The sequence below is a fragment of the Salinibacterium sp. NYA9b genome, from assembly GCF_976973725.1.
The window spans coordinates 2,467,823-2,484,017 of sequence record NZ_OZ333476.1 but is presented as its reverse complement, the minus strand read 5'-3'; the positions used below and the strand labels follow the sequence as shown (position 1 = coordinate 2,484,017).

The 16,195-nt window shown below is 58.4% G+C and carries 24 protein-coding genes and 1 pseudogene; 24 read left to right on the top strand and 1 reads right to left on the bottom strand.

Features of this window, described 5'->3' with window-relative positions:
• The first annotated feature begins 3 nt into the window (after window positions 1–3).
• From rplV to ACWFSR_RS11915, 17 genes and pseudogenes are all read left to right on the top strand, one after another.
• The gene (rplV, locus tag ACWFSR_RS11995) at window positions 4–396 is read left to right on the top strand and encodes a 50S ribosomal protein L22 (protein WP_197106459.1); all 393 of its coding nucleotides are present in this window, start codon (window positions 4–6) and stop codon (window positions 394–396) included.
• The gene (rpsC, locus tag ACWFSR_RS11990) at window positions 396–1,211 is read left to right on the top strand and encodes a 30S ribosomal protein S3 (RefSeq protein ID WP_197106458.1); all 816 of its coding nucleotides are present in this window, start codon (window positions 396–398) and stop codon (window positions 1,209–1,211) included. Before rplV ends, rpsC begins: the two co-directional genes overlap by 1 nt.
• 2 nt (window positions 1,212–1,213) lie before the next feature.
• Entirely contained in the window at window positions 1,214–1,633 is a 420-nt protein-coding gene (gene rplP / locus ACWFSR_RS11985; RefSeq protein WP_009773124.1) for a 50S ribosomal protein L16, read from the top strand.
• Window positions 1,633–1,965 (top strand): 50S ribosomal protein L29, encoded by a 333-nt coding sequence (rpmC, locus tag ACWFSR_RS11980; protein ID WP_197106457.1) that lies wholly within the window; start codon window positions 1,633–1,635, stop codon window positions 1,963–1,965. Before rplP ends, rpmC begins: the two co-directional genes overlap by 1 nt.
• A 2-nt stretch (window positions 1,966–1,967) precedes the next feature.
• A complete protein-coding gene (gene rpsQ / locus ACWFSR_RS11975) occupies window positions 1,968–2,267 on the top strand; it encodes a 30S ribosomal protein S17 (RefSeq protein ID WP_197106456.1) in 300 nt (99 codons plus the stop codon).
• On the top strand, window positions 2,267–2,638 hold the full coding sequence (gene rplN, locus ACWFSR_RS11970; protein WP_100388198.1) for a 50S ribosomal protein L14: 372 nt from the start codon (window positions 2,267–2,269) through the stop codon (window positions 2,636–2,638). The genes rpsQ and rplN overlap by 1 nt, the downstream gene beginning before the upstream one ends.
• A 2-nt stretch (window positions 2,639–2,640) precedes the next feature.
• A pseudogene (rplX, locus tag ACWFSR_RS11965) lies at window positions 2,641–2,976 on the top strand (50S ribosomal protein L24); the annotation flags it as partial.
• 95 nt (window positions 2,977–3,071) lie between these two features.
• Window positions 3,072–3,662: a 50S ribosomal protein L5 gene (gene rplE / locus ACWFSR_RS11960; protein WP_197106454.1), complete on the top strand. Its 591-nt coding sequence runs from the start codon at window positions 3,072–3,074 to the stop codon at window positions 3,660–3,662.
• A 73-nt stretch (window positions 3,663–3,735) separates the two neighbouring features.
• Window positions 3,736–4,134: a 30S ribosomal protein S8 gene (rpsH, locus tag ACWFSR_RS11955; protein WP_197106453.1), complete on the top strand. Its 399-nt coding sequence runs from the start codon at window positions 3,736–3,738 to the stop codon at window positions 4,132–4,134.
• Window positions 4,135–4,140: 6 nt separating this feature from the next.
• Window positions 4,141–4,677, top strand: coding sequence for a 50S ribosomal protein L6 (gene rplF / locus ACWFSR_RS11950; protein ID WP_197106452.1), 537 nt, complete (start codon window positions 4,141–4,143; stop codon window positions 4,675–4,677).
• A 2-nt stretch (window positions 4,678–4,679) separates the two neighbouring features.
• Window positions 4,680–5,051, top strand: coding sequence for a 50S ribosomal protein L18 (gene rplR / locus ACWFSR_RS11945; protein ID WP_100388203.1), 372 nt, complete (start codon window positions 4,680–4,682; stop codon window positions 5,049–5,051).
• The gene (gene rpsE, locus ACWFSR_RS11940) at window positions 5,048–5,773 is read left to right on the top strand and encodes a 30S ribosomal protein S5 (protein WP_197106451.1); all 726 of its coding nucleotides are present in this window, start codon (window positions 5,048–5,050) and stop codon (window positions 5,771–5,773) included. The genes rplR and rpsE overlap by 4 nt, the downstream gene beginning before the upstream one ends.
• Window positions 5,773–5,958 carry a 50S ribosomal protein L30 gene (gene rpmD, locus ACWFSR_RS11935; RefSeq protein ID WP_009773114.1) on the top strand — a complete coding sequence of 62 codons (186 nt, stop codon included), beginning with the start codon at window positions 5,773–5,775 and terminating at the stop codon, window positions 5,956–5,958. Before rpsE ends, rpmD begins: the two co-directional genes overlap by 1 nt.
• Window positions 5,958–6,590 carry a 50S ribosomal protein L15 gene (gene rplO, locus ACWFSR_RS11930; RefSeq protein WP_197106450.1) on the top strand — a complete coding sequence of 211 codons (633 nt, stop codon included), beginning with the start codon at window positions 5,958–5,960 and terminating at the stop codon, window positions 6,588–6,590. Before rpmD ends, rplO begins: the two co-directional genes overlap by 1 nt.
• A gap of 125 nt (window positions 6,591–6,715) precedes the next feature.
• A complete protein-coding gene (secY, locus tag ACWFSR_RS11925) occupies window positions 6,716–8,038 on the top strand; it encodes a preprotein translocase subunit SecY (RefSeq protein ID WP_197106449.1) in 1,323 nt (440 codons plus the stop codon).
• Window positions 8,035–8,634 carry an adenylate kinase gene (locus tag ACWFSR_RS11920; protein ID WP_197106448.1) on the top strand — a complete coding sequence of 200 codons (600 nt, stop codon included), beginning with the start codon at window positions 8,035–8,037 and terminating at the stop codon, window positions 8,632–8,634. The genes secY and ACWFSR_RS11920 overlap by 4 nt, the downstream gene beginning before the upstream one ends.
• 82 nt (window positions 8,635–8,716) lie before the next feature.
• A complete protein-coding gene (locus tag ACWFSR_RS11915; protein ID WP_197123236.1) occupies window positions 8,717–9,724 on the top strand; it encodes a hypothetical protein in 1,008 nt (335 codons plus the stop codon).
• Window positions 9,725–9,739: 15 nt separating this feature from the next.
• Here the strand turns inward: ACWFSR_RS11915 and ACWFSR_RS11910 are convergent, their stop codons facing one another.
• Entirely contained in the window at window positions 9,740–11,671 is a 1,932-nt protein-coding gene (locus ACWFSR_RS11910) for a BglG family transcription antiterminator (RefSeq protein WP_197106446.1), read from the bottom strand.
• Between the two features lie 128 nt (window positions 11,672–11,799).
• Here ACWFSR_RS11910 and ACWFSR_RS11905 point away from each other — a divergent pair, with 128 nt between their 5' ends.
• The 7 genes from ACWFSR_RS11905 (at window position 11,800) to rpmJ (ending at window position 16,115) form a co-directional block, all read left to right on the top strand.
• Entirely contained in the window at window positions 11,800–12,132 is a 333-nt protein-coding gene (locus ACWFSR_RS11905; RefSeq protein WP_447522444.1) for a PTS sugar transporter subunit IIB, read from the top strand.
• Window positions 12,125–12,391 (top strand): HPr family phosphocarrier protein, encoded by a 267-nt coding sequence (locus ACWFSR_RS11900; protein ID WP_197106444.1) that lies wholly within the window; start codon window positions 12,125–12,127, stop codon window positions 12,389–12,391. The genes ACWFSR_RS11905 and ACWFSR_RS11900 overlap by 8 nt, the downstream gene beginning before the upstream one ends.
• A gap of 57 nt (window positions 12,392–12,448) precedes the next feature.
• Window positions 12,449–13,978: a PTS mannitol transporter subunit IICB gene (locus tag ACWFSR_RS11895; RefSeq protein ID WP_197106443.1), complete on the top strand. Its 1,530-nt coding sequence runs from the start codon at window positions 12,449–12,451 to the stop codon at window positions 13,976–13,978.
• Between the two features lie 11 nt (window positions 13,979–13,989).
• Window positions 13,990–14,427 (top strand): PTS sugar transporter subunit IIA, encoded by a 438-nt coding sequence (locus tag ACWFSR_RS11890; RefSeq protein ID WP_197106442.1) that lies wholly within the window; start codon window positions 13,990–13,992, stop codon window positions 14,425–14,427.
• Complete coding sequence (locus tag ACWFSR_RS11885; RefSeq protein ID WP_447522443.1) at window positions 14,424–15,557, top strand: mannitol-1-phosphate 5-dehydrogenase; 1,134 nt, start codon at window positions 14,424–14,426, stop codon at window positions 15,555–15,557. Before ACWFSR_RS11890 ends, ACWFSR_RS11885 begins: the two co-directional genes overlap by 4 nt.
• A 144-nt stretch (window positions 15,558–15,701) precedes the next feature.
• Complete coding sequence (gene infA, locus ACWFSR_RS11880) at window positions 15,702–15,923, top strand: translation initiation factor IF-1 (RefSeq protein WP_010203795.1); 222 nt, start codon at window positions 15,702–15,704, stop codon at window positions 15,921–15,923.
• A gap of 75 nt (window positions 15,924–15,998) precedes the next feature.
• Window positions 15,999–16,115 carry a 50S ribosomal protein L36 gene (gene rpmJ / locus ACWFSR_RS11875; protein ID WP_197106440.1) on the top strand — a complete coding sequence of 39 codons (117 nt, stop codon included), beginning with the start codon at window positions 15,999–16,001 and terminating at the stop codon, window positions 16,113–16,115.
• Window positions 16,116–16,195: the final 80 nt, after the last annotated feature.

Here is a 16,195-nt window from a genome sequence, read left to right as displayed (position 1 = left end):
GAAATGGTGGAGTCGATCGCACGCGTGCGTCACATCCGCGTGACCCCCATGAAGGCTCGTCGCGTTGTCAACATGATTCGCGGCAAGCAAGCACAGGAAGCACTGGCAATTTTGAAGTTCGCACCTCAGGGCGCGAGCGAGCCGGTCTACAAGTTGGTTGCATCTGCAATCGCGAATGCGCGAGTCAAGGCAGACGCTTCGAACACGTTCCTGGACGAACAGGATCTGATCATCTCGAAGGCTTATGTCGACGACGGTGCAACGCTCAAGCGTTTCCAGCCGCGTGCCCAGGGCCGCGCGTTCCAGATCCTGAAGCGCACAAGCCACATCACGGTCGTGCTGGCCACGCCAGACCACGTCGTTGAAGCCGAGGCCGACAAGGCAGGGAAGAAGTAATGGGACAGAAGGTAAACCCCTACGGTTTCCGTCTGGGAATCACCACCGACCACGTGTCGCGTTGGTTCTCCGACAGCACCAAGCCGGGTCAGCGTTACAGCGACTACGTTGCGGAAGATGTAAAGATCCGCAACCTGCTCAAGTCGAACCTCGACCGCGCAGGTGTTGCTCGCATTGAAATCGAGCGCACCCGTGACCGCGTTCGCGTAGACATTCACACTGCCCGTCCGGGCATCGTGATCGGTCGCCGCGGCGCCGAAGCAGAGCGTATTCGTGGCGAGCTCGAGAAGCTCTCCGGTAAGCAGATCCAGCTCAACATCCTCGAGGTCAAGAACCCCGAGGCTGAAGCTCAGCTCGTTGCACAGGGAATTGCGGAGCAGCTTGCTGCTCGTGTCGCTTTCCGTCGTGCAATGCGCAAGGGTCTTCAGGGCGCCCAGCGCGTTGGTTCGGTCAAGGGTGTTCGCATCCAGGTATCGGGTCGTTTGGGTGGCGCAGAAATGAGCCGCTCAGAGTACTACCGCGAAGGTCGCGTTCCGCTGCACACGCTGCGCGCAAACATCGACTACGGCTTCTACGAGGCTAAGACCACGTTCGGTCGTATCGGTGTCAAGGTGTGGGTCTACAAGGGCGACATCACCAACAAGGAGCTCGCTCGCGAGCAGGCTAACCAGAAGTCGTCGCGTCCAGAGCGTCGCGATGGTGGCGACCGTGGCGGTCGTCGCACCGGTGGCCCTTCGTCCGCACCGAAAGCTGAAGCACCCAAGGCAGAAGCCCCCAAGGCCGACGCACCGGTTGCAGCAGGAGTTGAGGCATAACAATGTTGATTCCGCGTAAGGTCAAGTACCGCAAGCAGCACCACCCCTCCCGTAGCGGCCACGCTACTGGTGGAACCACGGTGTCGTTTGGCGAGTACGGTATTCAGGCTCTGACGCCCGCATACGTTACGAACCGCCAGATTGAGGCAGCTCGTATCGCAATGACGCGTCACATCAAGCGTGGTGGAAAGGTGTGGATCAACATCTACCCCGACCGCCCGCTCACCAAAAAGCCCGCTGAAACCCGCATGGGTTCCGGTAAGGGCTCGCCCGAGTGGTGGGTCGCCAACGTCAAGCCAGGTCGCGTGCTCTTCGAGCTCAGCGGCGTGGACGAGACGACTGCGCGCGAAGCACTCACTCGTGCAATTCACAAGCTGCCCCTCAAGGCACGCATCATCAAGCGCGAGGAGGGCGACGCATAATGGCGATCGGATCCAAGGAGCTAGCCCCTGTCGAGCTAGACACTTTTGAAGACGAACGACTCGTTGACGAGCTGAAGAAGTCGAAGGAAGAACTTTTCAACCTTCGTTTCCAGGCCGCAACTGGTCAACTGGAAAGCCACGGACGTATTCGCGCTGTAAAGCGCGACATCTCCCGCATCTACACGGTTATCCGTGAGCGCGAGCTGGGCATCCGTGCAACCCCCGCTGCCGTCGAGGCTCCCGCCAAGGAGACCAAGAAGCGCAGCACCAAGAAGGCAGACGCCGCGGTTGAGACTGCAGCAGACGCCGCTGACGAGACGAAGGAGGCGTAGTCATGGCCAAGGTTGAAGACAAGAAGACCGCGGAGACGACCGCCGAGGTCGCTCGTGGGTACCGTAAGACCCGTCGCGGACTGGTTACGAGCGACAAGATGGATAAGACCATCGTTGTCATCGTTGAAGACCGCGTAAAGCACCCGTTGTACGGCAAGGTTGTTCGCCGTAACTCCAAGGTGAAGGTTCACGACGAGGCCAACACGGCCGGCGTCGGTGACTCCGTACTTATCAGCGAGACCCGTCCGCTCAGCGCTACGAAGCGCTGGCGTCTGGTCGAGATCCTCGAAAAGGCTAAGTAATGCTTCAGCAGGAATCCCGAGTAAAGGTTGCCGATAACACCGGCGCCAAGGAGCTCCTCACGATTCGCGTTCTCGGTGGCTCAGGCCGTCGTTACGCAGGTCTCGGCGATGTCATCGTGGCAACCGTCAAAGACGCGATTCCTGGCGGAAACGTCAAGAAGGGTGAGGTCGTCAAGGCCGTCATCGTTCGCGTTATCAAGCAGACTCGTCGTCCAGACGGCTCATACATCAAGTTCGATGAGAACGCGGCTGTAATCCTCAAGTCCGATGGCGGAGACCCCCGTGGTACCCGCATCTTCGGGCCGGTTGGCCGCGAACTTCGTGACAAGAAGTTCATGAAGATCATCTCGCTCGCACCGGAGGTGCTGTAGATATGGCAAAGATTCGCAAGGGTGACCTCGTACAGGTCATCAGCGGCCCGACCGAAGAGCGTGGCGGAAGCCGCGGCAAGCAGGGTCGCGTAATCAGTGTTATCGCTGGAAAAGACCGCATTGTCGTGGAGGGTGTCAACTTCGTCACCAAGCACGTCAAGGTTGGCCAGACTCAGCGTGGAACCAAGACCGGTGGCATCGAGACGATGGAGGCATCAATTCACGTGTCGAACGTCGCCCTCGTTGACCCCGAGACCAAGCTCCCGGCTCGTGTTGGCTTTACCGTCGGCACCGATGACCGTGGCAAGACCACGCGCGAGCGCTTCTTCAAGAAGTCGCGCCGCGTAGAGACCAAGAAGTCAAAGGCAGCTAAGGCTGAGCCCAAGGCTTCGAAGAAGGATGCCGAGAAGGCAACCGAGAAGGACGCAGACTAATGACGACGACTGCACCTGCTGCTGGCAAAATCCAGCCGCGCCTCAAGCAGAAGTACCGCGATGAACTTGCGGCTCAGCTCAAGAAGGATCTTGGACTCACCAATGTCCACCAGGTTCCGGGGATCGTTAAGGTCGTCGTCAACACTGGTGTTGGTGAAGCTGCTCGCGACGGAAAGATCATCGATGGGGCCGTCAAGGACCTCACCGCGATCACCGGTCAGAAGCCGTACGTAACTAGCGCTCGCAAGTCGATCGCTCAGTTCAAGCTTCGTGAAGGACAGCCTATTGGCGCACACGTTACCCTCCGTGGTGACCGCGCTTGGGAGTTCCTCGACCGCCTGATCACGCTGGCGCTTCCGCGTATCCGCGACTTCCGCGGTCTGTCGGACAAGCAGTTCGATGGCAACGGTAACTACACCTTCGGCCTCACGGAACAGTCCATGTTCCACGAGATCGACCAGGACAAGATTGACCGCGTTCGTGGTTTCGATATCACTATCGTCACCACCGGTAAGAACAACGAAGAAGGTCGCGCATTGCTTAAGGCTCTGGGCTTCCCCTTCCGCACCGCTGAGAACGCATCTAACTAACCAAGTAACACCGATCGACCAGGTCGGCCTTCGTGTAACGGATGCCGAAACCAGTTGAGACAGGAAACACATAATGACAATGACAGATCCGGTCGCTGACATGCTGACCAGACTGCGCAACGCCAATTCGGCGCACCACGACAGCGTTTCAATGCCTAACAGCAAGCTGAAGTCGCGCCTGGCTGAAATGCTCAAGGCTGAGGGATACATCCTCAGCTGGAGCACCGAGGACGCTCGCGTGGGCCAGACCCTCACGATCGAACTCAAGTACAGCCCCACTCGCGAGCGTTCCATCAAGGGAATCAAGCGCGTCTCGAAGCCTGGTCTTCGTGTCTACGCTCGCTCGACCGAAATCCCCAAGGTTCTTGGCGGACTCGGTGTGGCTATTTTGTCCACCTCCTCCGGTCTTCTGACCGACAAAGAGGCGACTCAGAAGGGCGTAGGTGGGGAAGTCCTCGCCTACGTGTGGTAACCCAAAATGTCACGTATCGGAAGACTTCCTATTGATGTCCCCGCTGGTGTCACACTCACCATCAACGGCCAGGACGTCACTGTAAAGGGCCCGAAGGGTGAGCTTGCGCTCACCGTCAAGGCACCTATCGCTGTAGCACTCGAAGAGGGTCAGGTTCTCGTAACCCGTCCCGACGACGAGCGCGAATCGCGTTCACTGCACGGCTTGACTCGTACACTCATCGCTAACCAGATCATCGGTGTTACCGATGGTTACACCAAGGGCCTTGAGGTCGTTGGTACTGGTTACCGTGTCACCGCAAAGGGCAGCTCAATTGAGTTTGCTCTCGGGTACTCGCACTCGATCACCGTTGACCCGCCCGCAGGCATCAGCTTCGCGGTCGAGGGCAATAACAAACTAGTTGTCAGCGGCATCGACAAGCAGGCGGTTGGCGAAGTAGCAGCCAACATTCGTAAATTGCGCAAGCCAGAGCCCTACAAGGGCAAGGGTGTGCGCTACGCCGGCGAAGTTGTTCGTCGCAAGGCCGGAAAGAGTGGTAAGTAGACATGGCTCTCGGAACCAGAGGTAAGAGCAAGTCGGCCGCTAAGGGCCGCCGTCACGCACGTCTCCGCAAGAAGGTTGTGGGCACCGAGGTGCGCCCGCGTCTCGTGGTTACGCGCTCAGCGCGTCACGTATTCGTCCAGGTTGTTGATGACTCGAAGGGCGTTACCGTCGCTTCTGCATCGACCATGGAGTCGGACATGCGTACGTTCGATGGAGACAAGACCGCCAAGGCACGCAAGATCGGCGAAATGGTCGCCGAGCGCGCGAAGCAGGCCGGTGTTGAGGCCGTCGTATTTGATCGTGGTGGAAGCCGTTACGCAGGTCGCGTTGCAGCTATCGCCGACGGAGCGCGAGAGGGTGGATTGAACCTGTGAGCGACAACGTGGACAACAAGACAACAAACAAGGAGCAGGCCGTGGCCGCTGAGGCGACTAGCGCCATCTCCGTACCCGAGGTCGTCGTAGACGCCCCCGCGACCGACGTAACGAGCGAGCCCCGCGAGGCTCGTCGTGGCGGCCGTGAGCGTGGACCCGACCGTGGTGGCCGTGGTGGTAACAACAGCCGCGACAACGACAAGAACCAGTTCCTGGAGCGCGTCGTCACCATCAACCGTGTATCGAAGGTCGTCAAGGGTGGTCGTCGCTTTAGCTTCACCGCTCTCGTCGTCGTCGGTGACGGTAACGGAATGGTTGGAGTCGGATACGGCAAGGCTCGTGAGGTTCCTCTCGCGATCTCCAAGGGTGTCGAAGAGGCGAAGAAGAACTTCTTCCGCGTTCCTCGCGTCGGCGCTACTATCCCTCACTCGGTCCAGGGCGAGGCAGCTGCAGGTGTAGTCCTGCTGCGTCCCGCATCCGCTGGTACCGGTGTTATCGCTGGTGGACCCGTTCGCGCCGTACTCGAGTGCGCCGGTATCCACGATGTACTGAGCAAGTCGCTCGGTTCCTCGAACACGATCAACATCGTTCACGCAACGGTTGAGGCACTCAAGCAGCTCGAAGAGCCGCGTTCGGTTGCCGCTCGTCGTGGGCTCGATGCAGAACACGTTATCCCGGCTCGCTTGCTGCGCGCCGAGGCTGAAGCTAAGGCAGGTGTCTGATGGCTGGTCGCCTGAAGGTAACCCAGATCAAGTCCAAAATTAGTGAGAAGCAGAACCAACGCGACACGCTGCGCAGCCTTGGGCTCAAGCGCATCGGTTCCGTGGTTGTGCGCGAGGACAACTCGCAGAACCGTGGTTACGTCAACACGGTCGCTCACCTTGTCAAGGTCGAGGAGATTGACTAATGGCTGACGAGAAAGAAACCCCAAAGAAGGCCGCAGCTGCGAAAGCACCTGCTGCCAAGAAGGCTGCTCCTGCAAAGGCCGCAGCTGACAAGGCTCCTGCTGCGAAGGCATCCGCCACGAAGGCTCCTGCGAAGTCGACCGCTGCTAAGGCGTCGACCACCACGAAGTCCTCGAGCGATGATGTTGCAAGCCGCCCGCAGGTTCTGAAAATGCACCACCTCCGTCCCGCTGCCGGTGCTAAGAAAGACCGTATGCGTGTTGGCCGTGGTGAAGGCTCCAAGGGTAAGACCGCGGGCCGTGGAACCAAGGGAACCAAGGCGCGTTACAACATGCGCGTTGGTTTCGAAGGTGGAAACATCAACTTCGTAATGCGTGCGCCTAAGCTGCGCGGATTCAAGAACCCGTTCCGCGTCGAGTACCAGGTTGTTAACCTCGAAAAGCTCGCGGAACTTTACCCCAAGGGAGGCGACGTAACCGTTGCTGACCTCGTGTCCAAGGGCGCGGTTCGTAAGAACGAAAAGGTCAAGGTTCTTGGTCAGGGTGATATTACGGTTAAGCTGAACGTTGTAGTTGACAAGGTCTCCGGCTCTGCCGAGCAGAAGATCGTTGCAGCCGGCGGTTCGGTTCAGTAACTGTCACTACGACAAACGTTAGTGTCGCGTTGGTCACACCGGTGACAAACGCAGGCAGGTTGAGTGGGGAATCCCGCATTGGGATTCCCCACTCGCCCGTAGTACATAGATAAATCGGAGGCCTTGTGTTTAAAGCTGTCGCGCGGATAATCCGCACGCCTGACCTTCGCAGGAAGATCGGGTTCACGCTAGGCATCATTGCGCTGTTTAGACTTGGCTCCTTCATCCCCGCGCCGTTCGTTGACTTTGGTAACGTCCAGGCCTGTCTCGCAGCTAATGCTTCGAGTGGCGGATTGTATGACCTCATCAACCTCTTCAGTGGTGGGGCGCTCCTTCAACTTTCCGTATTTGCACTCGGAATCATGCCGTACATCACGGCGTCGATCATCGTGCAACTACTTCGTGTGGTCATCCCACACTTCGAAACTCTTCACAAAGAGGGCCAGTCTGGCCAGGCAACGCTGACTCAGTACACGCGTTACCTCACGATCGCTCTCGCGATCCTCCAGTCCACGACGCTGATCACGGTTGCGCGAAGCGGCGCACTGTTCCAGTCGGCTGGTACTCCAGAATGTAGCCAGCTCATCACTAACGATGCGTGGTACGCGATCTTGCTCATGGTGATCACCATGACCGCCGGAACCGGCCTCATCATGTGGATGGGTGAACTGGTCACCGAGCGCGGTATCGGTAACGGTATGTCGCTGTTGATCTTCACTTCGATCGCTGCAACCTTCCCGAGCGCGCTCTGGGGCATCTACGTAGCCAGCGGAATCGAGACGTTCGTTCTTGTGCTGCTCATGGGCATCCTCATTATGGCTGCCGTTGTATTCGTTGAGCAGTCGCAACGACGCATCCCCGTGCAGTACGCAAAACGCATGGTTGGTCGTCGCACCTACGGCGGCAACAACACCTACATCCCGATCAAGGTCAACATGGCCGGCGTGATCCCCGTGATCTTCGCTTCGTCGCTGTTGTACCTCCCCGCCTTGATCGCGCAGTTCAACCAGCCACAAGCTGGCGAAACTTCTTCAGCGTGGGTTGTCTGGGTCCAGAACAACTTGGTCTCCGGCGATAGCCCGATCTACATGATCGGTTACTTCCTGCTCATCGTGGGCTTCACCTACTTCTATGTAGCGATTACCTTCAACCCTGAAGAAGTCGCTGACAACATGAAGAAGTATGGCGGCTTCATTCCTGGTATCCGTGCCGGTCGACCGACCGCAGAGTACCTCGACTACGTCCTGACTCGCGTCACTTTGCCTGGTTCTTTGTACCTTGGCCTTGTGGCAATGATCCCGCTGATTGCGTTCGTAGTCATCGGGGCCAACCAGAATTTCCCATTCGGCGGAGCTAGCATCCTGATTATCGTTGGTGTCGGTCTTGAGACCGTCAAGCAGATCGATTCACAGTTGCAGCAGCGCCATTACGAAGGTTTGTTGCGTTGACACGACTTCTCTTGATTGGTCCCCCTGGTGCTGGAAAAGGCACTCAGGCTGCTCGTCTTGCCGAGATCTACGGCGTTCCTGCAATTTCGACCGGTGACATTTTTCGCAGCAATGTGAAGAATGGCACCGAACTCGGGAACAAAGCCAAAGCATTCATGGATGCCGGCGACAATGTTCCCGACTCGCTCACGAACGCACTGATTCGCGATCGTCTCGAGGAGCAGGATGCCAAGCAGGGCTTCTTGCTCGACGGTTACCCTCGCACGACTGATCAGGTCCGTGAGCTTGACGAATTCTTGGCGACCCACGGTGCCGCGCTCGATGTCGTCGTTGAGCTCGAGGCAGACCCTGACGTTGTTGTGGGGCGTCTTCGCAAGCGTGCTCTCGAACAGGGCCGCAGCGACGATACCGAAGAGGTAGTTCGTCATCGCCTCGAGGTGTACAGCGAGCAGACAGCTCCGCTCGTGAAGGTCTATGCAGACCGCGGCGTGCTCGTAACGATCGATGCTCTCGGTGAAATCGACGCGGTTACCGCGCGAATCACTGAGGGTCTGTTCGATCGCGGCATCTCTGCCACTGATGCGGGTTCTCGCTAGAACTCTGATCGGTGGCTAGCGCCACTAGCAGCTCTCGCTGCGCTGTGCGTTGTTACCCACCCCAACAACAAGGGGCTTGTGGATGTCGAACGATGTGTCGAACTCTCAGCAGGATCCTGAGCCTCTAAGTTCGCATGCCGTAGAGCCTGCGCCTGATGCCGCTACGGTCACTGATGCCGCTACAGTCGCGGATGTCCCTGGACAGCCGTCTCGGCGTCGCGGGCTCATCATCACCGTCGTTGTTCTTGCCCTCGCGTTCGTGGCCGCAGCCGTACTGTTCGTGCTTACCTTTGTTCGCCTTGAACAGGCTAGAGAAGCGATCGAGCAGAAGGATCGTGAGATCGAAGAGCAAATCGAACTCATCGATGAAAAGCAAACCTTCGGTCTCGCAATGGACGGCCTCATGGCGGTCGTCGCCGAGTTCGAAGGCGTGCGTGTGGGGGGAGTGGTGAACCTCGACCGCTATGAGGGTTGGGCGCAGCAGACTTGGAAAGACAGGTGGGATGCGCAGGAAGTGCGCGAGGATTCCCTCCGTGTCGAAGAGGCAACCGTGGCACTCCAAGAGACGCTTGCTGCCGCCGCCACAAACCTCGCCACTAATTCAACCGGCACGACTATGGAATCGGTTACTGATTCCTTGGGTCGCGGTTTCGCTCTCTCTGCTGTCGATGACGCGGACGCGTTGTGTGGGCAGGACGTTGCGGGGTGCGTGACCTCTGATGACCCCTATACGGCGCACTACGACGCGCAGTCCGACCAGCAGCCGTATATGAACACGTGGCAGCGCACAGGGCTCGCCTATCACGAGTACGCCCACGTGTTGCAGTTCACAAACTTCGACGAGACAGAGAAGGCTGTGGAAGCCTTCGTTGCGAATGCAACCGTGGATGCGCCGAAGTACGAGATCATGGCCGACTGCTTTGCTCTCACTTATCTCGACGGCTGGGCGGTCGAGCAAACCGTATGGGTGAGCGAGTATGAGTATTGGGAGCTCGGCGGCTACGGGTATACCTGCAACGCCTCACAAAAGCAGACTATTCGTGACTGGTACGCGGCGATCGCTTTCGCGCCCCGCACTATCTCGCAGTAGCCCGCTTGCCGCGTGCTAGCTTTCGATGCCGCGAACGAGTTCGTCAATAAAGGTGGGAAAGTCGACTGCTTTCTTGACGAGTTGCTGCACGTAATCGCGATCCGAAAATACGGTGACGAACTGATCGAACACCGTCTGGAACGTCGTGCGGCCGGCAGCGCTGAAGGCGATCAAAGCGATGACGTTAACTTTGTTCTCGCCCCACGGCATCGGCGTTTCATTAATGACGATGCTGATCGCGGTGCGATGGGCATTCATGGTCATCGCGTGGGGAACAGCCAGCGTGTCAGTGAACGCTGTCGATGACATACGTTCCCGTTCGATGGCGCCCGTGATGTAGCCGTGGTCGATCACGCCAGCTTCGATCATCCGATGACCGAGGGCAGCGATCATTGCCTCCTCGCTGGGAGCCGTGAAATTGCGCAAGAAAAGCGCAGGGTCGAAGAATCGCAAGAGCTCATCAGTAAGCTCTCGACGGCGACGTAGACGACGGATGCGACTGATCGTGCGGCGAATCGCATCGACATCGGTTTCGGTCAAGAACGGCTGGATGAGCACGACATTGTCGGCGAACGACCGCAGATCGATTGTCGTGAGCACGAGATCGGTTGAAAGTTCGGCGAGGTCGACATCGGTGCGCGTGATCACGATCCGAAGTTGCAACTCGTCGCCGAGCACTGCTTCAATGCGCTCCCTCAGGATGACGTGGAGATCGTGATAGTTGGGGCACACGAGCGCAGCGGTGAGCCGCACTTCGCGTTTCGCTTGACGTTCGAGGTGCGACCCAACGTGGAGGGCGATGTAGGAGATCTCATCGTCGTGGATCGTGATGCCCTCATCACGTTGCACTTCTGCGGCGATAAAGACGGCGAGCTCGTAAATCATCGGGTAAGTGGTCTTGATCGACCGAGTCATGGGGTTGCGAGAGTAAGAGAGATCTTGGGCGCGCAAGATGAGATTGCGCACGTGCAGGGACAACCTCATGATGAAGTCGTCATCGTCAAGATCGATGAGATATTCCTCGCCGACGTGTTTCACAGTGCGGCGCACGCGTGTCGTGAGTTCTTCTAGATCGACATCGGCGGGGGAGTCGGGGCTGGCAGCGCGGGTGATCACGCGCGTAGTGAGCAGCAGCTCGATCTCATTGAGGTCATCTTCGCGCAGGTTCGCACCGAAATGGGAGGTAATGAGCTCCGCAAGGTCGTCCGAGAACGCCGCGGCGTCTGTTGAGTGCACGGGCGCTGTACTCAACGCAGCCGCCGGTTCTGCCTCCGTTGTCTCGGAATCGCGAGGAAGCGTGCGGTCCGCCGCTATCGCGACGTGGAGCAAAACATGGTTGATCCCGTATTCGTTGACGAAGTATCCATGTGAGTCAAGAAGTTCGAGCAGCGAGGTCTTGAACGAGCGGAGGTCTGACGACTCGAACTCGCGCTGAATACTTTCGAGTTCAAGGAACCCCTGGGACTCTTCGTGGCGGAACATTTTGCTCAACAGGCGGCGCAGGTTCGGCTCGGTGCCCGACAAGATAACGAGCGGTCCTCGGCGGGCGAGGGTCAACCCCGACTCTTCGACTGCAGCCTTGATCTTTCGCAAGTCTGCCTCAATGGTGGACTCGCTCACGAAGAAGCTGTCGGCAAGAGCATGGATGTCGGTGCCTTCAGGGGCATCGCCAAGGCGACGAACAAGATGGTACTGCCGATCGCGGGGGCGCTCTGCCTCGCGATTCGAAGCGCCCTTCAGGAACTCCGCGTAGTTGTCGCGATTGAGGCGATAGCCCGAAGTCGACGACTCGATGACTTCCAGGGGGAGCGCTGAAGACTTGACCGCAGTGACATAACTGCGCACGCTGCGCGTAGTGACGCCGAGCTTGTCGGCGAGCTCGGCAGCGGTAACCCACGCCTCGGCCTGAGCGAGGTAGTCGATGAGTCGTGCGTGGTTCGCGAGCATAAGAACTCCATTCTCGCCTATGAACCTTTCCGCGGGGGCGGAATCTTCTCTATTGGAACTCAGGGGACCTTCCCAGCGAATATAGATAACGAAGGAATTGAGCAGGTTTATCGCGAGGAGGCGATCAGGTGACAACGGTGCTGGTCTTGTGCGGAGCAGGTGCCTCGAGCACCTTTTTGGCACACGCACTTCGTCGACAGGCGACTGTTCGCGGACTTCCCCATACCTTCGCCCCCGCGAGCGTTGCAGCGCTGAGCATGCCGCTCACCTCTGTGGATGTCGTGTTGGTGAGCTCCCACGTTGCCGACTTCTTCGATCAGGCAGCAATCGCGGCCCACGCGATTGGTGCGACGGCGATCCAGCTTCCCGCTCTGAACTTTGATGCGGCCGGCGCAAATATTGCCCTCGACCTTCTTGATTCCCTCCCTCAAGTAACGACAGAAAGCAGCAACAATGGCTGAACAGACTATTCGGGTGGCTTCGGCGCACGGGCTTCATGCTCGTCCCGCGTCACTCTTCACGCAGGCGGCAGCTGCCTCGGGCCTCGACATCACAATCGCCAAAGGCGACAAGTCGGTGAATGCGTCGAGCATCCTGAGCGTCATCTCGCTCGGTGTCTCCCACGGCGACGAGGTCACTATCGCCGCTGAAGGCGATGGCGCCGACGCTGTTATCGCCACCCTGACCGAAATTCTCAGTACCGATCACGACGAGAGCTAGTCGTGTTCGGTCGCTTCCCTCGCAGTATCCTCACATCACAGATATCGGAGTAAAACAATGACAACGTCGTCTACGACCGCCAAGAGTGGCGGTGCGCGCGTAGGGGTCCAGAAATTTGGAACCTTCGTTAGCGGAATGGTGATGCCGAACATCGCGGCATTCATCGCTTGGGGCTTTATCACTGCACTGTTCATCCAAACCGGTTGGTTGCCACTACTCGGCATCGACCCGGTCTGGGTTCAGCAGCTCGGTGGCTGGAGCCTTGACCCTGAGGTAACGAACACGGGCCTCGTCGGCCCGATGATCATTTACCTACTCCCCTTGCTCATTGCTAACACCGGTGGCCGCATGGTCTACGGAACCCGCGGTGGAGTTATCGGAACCATCGCGACGATGGGTGTCATCATCGGCGCCGGTATCCCGATGTTCCTGGGTGCCATGATCGTTGGTCCTGGTGCTGCATGGGTCATGAAGAAGATCGACTCGATCTGGGTTGGAAAGATTCGTCCCGGCTTCGAAATGCTCGTTGACAACTTCTCCGGCGGAATCGTCGGAATGCTGCTCGCGATTGCTTCGTTCTTCCTCATTGCCCCGATCGTTACGGCGATCAGCAACGGTCTCGAATCCGTCATCGCGTTCCTCGTTGACAACGGCCTGCTCCCGCTCGCCAGCGTTTTCGTTGAGCCTGGCAAGATCCTCTTCCTCAACAACGCCATCAACCACGGTGTCTTCACACCGCTCGGTACGGCAGAGTCGCTCGAAAAGGGCCAGTCGATCCTCTTCCTCATCGAAGCAAACCCTGGCCCCGGCCTCGGTATCCTGCTCGCCTTCCTGGTGTTCGGTGTTGGCCTGCTGCGCGCAAGCGCTCCCGGCGCCATCCTGATTCACTTCGTCGGTGGTATTCACGAGATCTACTTCCCCTACGTATTGGCTAAGCCGCTTCTCGTTGTTGCAGCAATTGCTGGTGGAGCAACTGGTGTTCTCACGAACGTCATCTTCCAGTCCGGTCTGCGTGCTCCGGCATCGCCTGGATCGATCATTGCGGTCATCGCGCAGACTCCTCCTGGAAGCATCGTCGGCGTACTGCTGTCGGTAGTGTTCTCGGCTGCCGTTTCGTTCGCTGTCGCTGCGGTCATCATCCGCGCCGGCCGTAAGCGTGACCTTGAGGCAATGGCTAACGGCGACGACGCACTTGCTGCTGCTGTTGCTAAGAACGCTTCCAACAAGGGCAAGGACAGCTCGGTAGGCGACCTGCTCGGAACCGGTGCTGCCGCTGCTGGCGCAACCGCTGGTGCCGCAACTGCTACGAAGATCCAGAACGTTGTGTTTGCGTGTGACGCAGGCATGGGATCGAGTGCCATGGGAGCAACCGTTCTCCGCAACAAGTTTGCGAAGGCCGGGATCGAGGGCGTCAACGTGACGAACAAGGCAATTGCGAACCTCGATGGTTCGGAAGACCTCATCATCACTCAGAATCAGCTGACTGACCGTGCGACGGAGAAAGTTCCCGGCGCAATCCATGTTTCAGTTGATAACTTCATGAACAGTCCGAAATACGATGAAGTCGTAAACATGGTTAGCGAATAACAGGAGAAATCATGAGCAAGGTACTCGAGCTAGACCAGATCAAAGCGGCTGGCACCGCTCGCACCAAAGAAGAAGCCATCGCTGAGGCGGCGGAGATTCTGATTGCTGCTGGCGCGGTAACGCCCGAGTACCTTGGCTTCATGAAGGCCCGCGAAGAGTTGACATCAACTTTCATGGGTAACTTCCTAGCCATTCCGCACGGCACGAACGAGGGCAAGGACACGATCTTGTCGTCTGCGCTCTCGTTCGTGCGGTACGCGGATCCCATCGATTGGGATGGCAACGAGGTTCGCTTCGTTGTCGGCATCGCAGGCAAAGACGGTGGCCACATGGACACCCTCGCCGCTGTTGCCACGATCTTTAGCGACAATGACGAAGTTCAGAAGCTCATTGACGCGTCAAGCGAAGACGAACTTCTCGCTCTTCTCGCTGAATTGAACAACGCATGAAGGCCGTACACTTCGGAGCCGGCAACATCGGTCGTGGCTTCGTTGGTCTGATCCTGCACAAGGCTGGCTATGAGATTGTGTTTGCGGATGTCGCCGCAGAGCTCATCGACAGCCTCGCCGCCGCAGACAGCTACCAGGTGCACGAAGTGGGCGCCGAGCCCCGCACCGAGACCGTCGACAACTTCCGCGCACTCAACAGCGCGAGCGACGAAGCAGGCGTGATCGAAGAGATCGCCACCGCCGACATGGTGACTACCGCTGTCGGCCCCAACATCCTCAAGTTCGTCGCTCCCTTGATTGCTCAGGCGATCAAGGCTCGCGCTGATGATCTGCCACCGCTGCAGGTGCTTGCGTGTGAGAACGCGCTCTACGCCACGAACAATCTGCGCGCCGAAGTTGCGGTCGCTGTCGACGCTGAAACGCTCGCCGCGAAAGCGATTTTTGCGAACACTGCTGTCGACCGCATCGTGCCGGCCCAGGATCCTGCTGCCGGACTCGACGTCACGGTGGAAGACTTTTTCGAGTGGGCTATCGAGAGCGCCCCGTTTGGTGACAACGTTCCCGACATTGCCGACGTGCATTTCGTCGACAACCTCGAACCCTACATCGAGCGCAAGCTCTTCACTGTCAACACCGGCCACGCCACTGTCGCCTACCACGGCTACCTCCGTGGGGCAGAAACTCTCTCTGCGGCGATGGCGATACCCGAAGTCTCCGCCGACGTCGATGCCGTCTTAGCTGAGACCAGCGCGATGCTCATCGCTAAGCACGGCTTCGACGCTGCTGAGCACGCTGCCTATGTCGCGACGTGCACTCGTCGATTTAGTAACCCGCACTTGCCAGATACTCCTGAGCGCGTTGGCCGTAGTCCGCTGCGCAAGTTGTCGCGCAACGAACGCTTCATCAGTCCTGCCAGCGAACTGGCAGCATCCGGAACGACTCCTCACGCGATCCTGCGTGCGGTCGGCGCCGCGATGCAGTTCAACGTGCCAGAAGACCCCGAAAGTGTGCGGATGCTGGAGCTGCGGTCATCCCTGACGGCCCCCGATTTCGTGACTGAAGTGATGGGACTTCGCGAGGGCGATGCTCTCTACGCCGCTGCCGTCGAAACGGTTAGCGCGCAATCTTAGCCCCAACTTGGTGAAACGCCCGGGATTAGCGTAGGCTTTCTCTTTGGTGTTTCAGGCCGATTTTTTCGCGCCTTGGCTTTCTCGAAAGTCACTCACCACAATCTACGCAGACCAGCGAACCCCACTTATAGCGACGAAGAGGCTATGGCCAAAAAAGACGGTGTCATTGAGATCGAAGGAGCAGTAGTCGAGGCTCTGCCCAACGCGATGTTTCGTGTTGAGTTGACGAACGGCCACGTTGTGCTCGCGCACATCTCGGGCAAAATGCGACAGAACTACATTCGAATCCTTCCGGAGGACCGTGTAGTTGTAGAGCTGAGCCCGTATGACCTGACTCGCGGCCGCATCACCTACCGCTACAAGTAGACCGCGCTGGAAAGTAACGTCCACGGTGCCCTTGCGGGCTAGTGGAACGACGACAGCGATTCACAAGGAAAAATAATGAAGGTTAACCCCAGCGTTAAGCCCATCTGCGACAACTGCCGCGTAATTCGCCGCAACGGTCGCGTCATGGTTATCTGCAAGTCGAACCCGCGTCACAAGCAACGCCAGGGCTAAGGTTCCGCGAGCAGATCGCACAGTTGCACGGGGTGGGGCGAGCAATCGCCACACACCGCAGCGCACATAACTAAATACAA